A 2,497-nucleotide genomic window follows, 5' to 3' on the forward strand; every position below is an offset into this window, starting at 1 on the left:
CCGCTCCCGGAGCGGGAACGGCGGTCCCGTCCGCCGGCCCGTGGCCCGGGACGTGGTCGAGCACGACGGGGAGCTGGTGCTGGCCCGGACGGCGATCGGCGCGCGCCCCGACCCGAGCCTGTCGCTGCGGGTGGCCGCCCCGGCGGCCACGACCCGGCTGCCGATCGCGCGGGCCACCTGCGAGTGGCTGGCGGCGTACTGCCCCCCGCTGCCCGCGCCCTGGCCGGCCGAGGCCCGGGCCGCGCTGACCACGCTGCTGGGCGCCGGTCCCGGCCTGGTGCCGGCCTGGGAGACCTGCGACCGGTACGGGCTGGTGGACGGCTGGCTGCCCGAGTGGACCAGACTGCGCAGCCTGCCCCAGCACAACCCGGTGCACCGCTACACCCTGGACCGGCACCTCGTGCAGGCCGCCCACGAGGCCAGCCGGCACGCCCGCGAGGTGGACCGCCCCGACCTGCTGCTGCTCGGCGCCCTGCTGCACGACATCGGCAAGGGCCTGCCCGGTGACCACAGCACCGTCGGCGTGCCGCTCGCCGAGACGGTGGCGACCCGGGTCGGGCTGCCCGGCCCGGAGGTCGAGCTGATCGGCACGCTGGTCCGGCTGCACCTGCTCCTGCCCGACGTGGCCACCCGCCGGGACCTCGCCGACCCGGTCACCATCGCGTCGGTCGCCGAGGCGGTGGGGGACACCGGCACACTCGACCTGCTGCACGCGCTGGTCCGTGCGGACGCCGCGGCCACCGGCCCGGCCGCCTGGTCGGACTGGAAGGGACGACTGGTCGCCGAGCTGGTCGCCCGCGTCCGTACCGCCCTGGACACCGGCGTGCTGCCCGAGCCACCCGCGCCCGATCCGGCGCTGCTGGCCGGGCCGCTGCCGGTCGTCCATCTCACCGGAGACCGGGTGGCGGTGGCCGCCGCCGACCGGCGGGGACTGCTCGCCACGGTGGCCGGCTGCCTGGCCCTGCACCGCCTGGAGGTGCTCTCCGCGGACGCCTCCGTGGTCGATGGCCGGGCCCTTGTCGAGTGCCGGGTGCAACCCCGCTACGGCCTGCCGGCCGACCCGGTCCCGCTGCGCGCCGACCTCCGTCGCGCGGTCGCCGGCGACGTGTCCGTCACCCAACGGCTGCGCGGCCGTGCGCTCGCCGCCCGGGGCAGCGGTGCCGCTCCCCGGGTCGTCTGGCACCGCGAGGCCGCCACCGACGCCGTGCTGCTCGAACTTCGCGCCGCCGACGCCGCCGGGCTGCTCTACCGGGTCGCCTGCGCGCTCGACGAGGCGGGAGCCCTGGTCCGCGCCGCGCGCATCTCCACCCTCGGCGCCGACGTGGTCGACGCCTTCTACCTGGTGGGTGGCTGGCCGGACGACGCCACCCGGGCCCGCCTGGAGGCCGCCGTCCTCGCCGCCGTCTGAGTGGGTGGGTACGTCCCGGGGCGTAGCGGCGGTGCCGCTCGTGGACGCACGTCAGGGGGCGTCGGCGCGGGCAGAATGACGGCCATGCGATGGAACGGGCGGCGGTCGTGGCCGGGCGCGGTGGGTGACGCCGTGCTCGCCCTGGCGCTGCTCGGGTTCGGGCAGCTCGCCACCGGGCTCGCGGGGGTCAACCAGCCGGGGTCGACGCCGGTGGACGGGTTCTGCCGGGTGCTCATGGCGGTCGCCGCGCTGGCCCTGGTCGGCCGCCGCTACGCCCCGGTGAGCACCCTCGTCGTGGTGACCGTGGCCACCACGACGTACCTGGTGCTCGGCTATCCGTACGGGCCGATTCTGCTCACTTTCCTGATCGCGGTGTACACCGTGGCCGTGCGGCTGCCGGTGCGCCCGGCGGCGCTCGCCACCGCCGGCGCGTTCGTGGTCCTGCTGGCGCACGTCTTCTGGTCCCGGGGGCCGGCGCCGGGCTGGGCCGGAGTGCTCCCCGCGTCGGCCTGGGCGGTCGTACCCTTCGCTGCGGGCGTGGTCGTGCGGGTCAACCGCGAGGCCGCCGCCCGCAGCCGCGCCGAGCAGGCCCGCGATCGTGTCGAGCAGGCCCGGCGGCAGGCCGACGAGGAGCGGCTGCGCATCGCTCAGGAGGTGCACGACGTGGTGGGGCACGGGCTGGCCGCGATCAGCATGCAGGCGGAGATCGCCCTCCATCTGCTGCCGAAACGGCCGGAGCAGGCGGAGGTCGCGCTGACCGCGATCGGTCGCACCAGTCGGGAGGCGCTGGACGAACTCCGGGTCACGCTGGGCGCGGTGCGCCGGGGCGCGGAGCGCGAACCGGTGCCGGGACTGGCCCGGCTTCCGGCGCTGTGCGAACGGTTGGCCGGTGCCGGTCTCGCCGTCGACCTGCGCCGTGACGGCGACCCTCGGGAGTTGCCGGCGGCGGTGGACCTGGCCGCGTACCGGGTGGTGCAGGAGGCGCTGACCAACGTGCTGCGGCACGCCGGGGTGACCAGCGCGGAGGTGACCGTCGGCTATCGGGCCGACGAGGTGACCGTCGAGGTCACCGACCGGGGCGTCGGCGCC

2 protein-coding genes are annotated in these 2,497 nt (G+C 77.1%); both read left to right on the forward strand.

The annotated features are described in order from the left end of the window. The coding region (locus AB0J68_RS30830; RefSeq protein WP_363942249.1) for an HD domain-containing protein at positions 1 to 1,408 on the forward strand (1,408 nt) is incomplete at its 5' end. Between the two features lie 84 nt (positions 1,409 to 1,492). Further along, positions 1,493 to 2,497, forward strand: a 1,005-nt coding sequence (locus tag AB0J68_RS30835) for a histidine kinase (RefSeq protein ID WP_363942251.1), incomplete at its 3' end; no start/stop codon positions are given.

The sequence above is a fragment of the Micromonospora sp. NPDC049580 genome (genome assembly GCF_040675595.1).
Taxonomy (GTDB): domain Bacteria; phylum Actinomycetota; class Actinomycetes; order Mycobacteriales; family Micromonosporaceae; genus Micromonospora.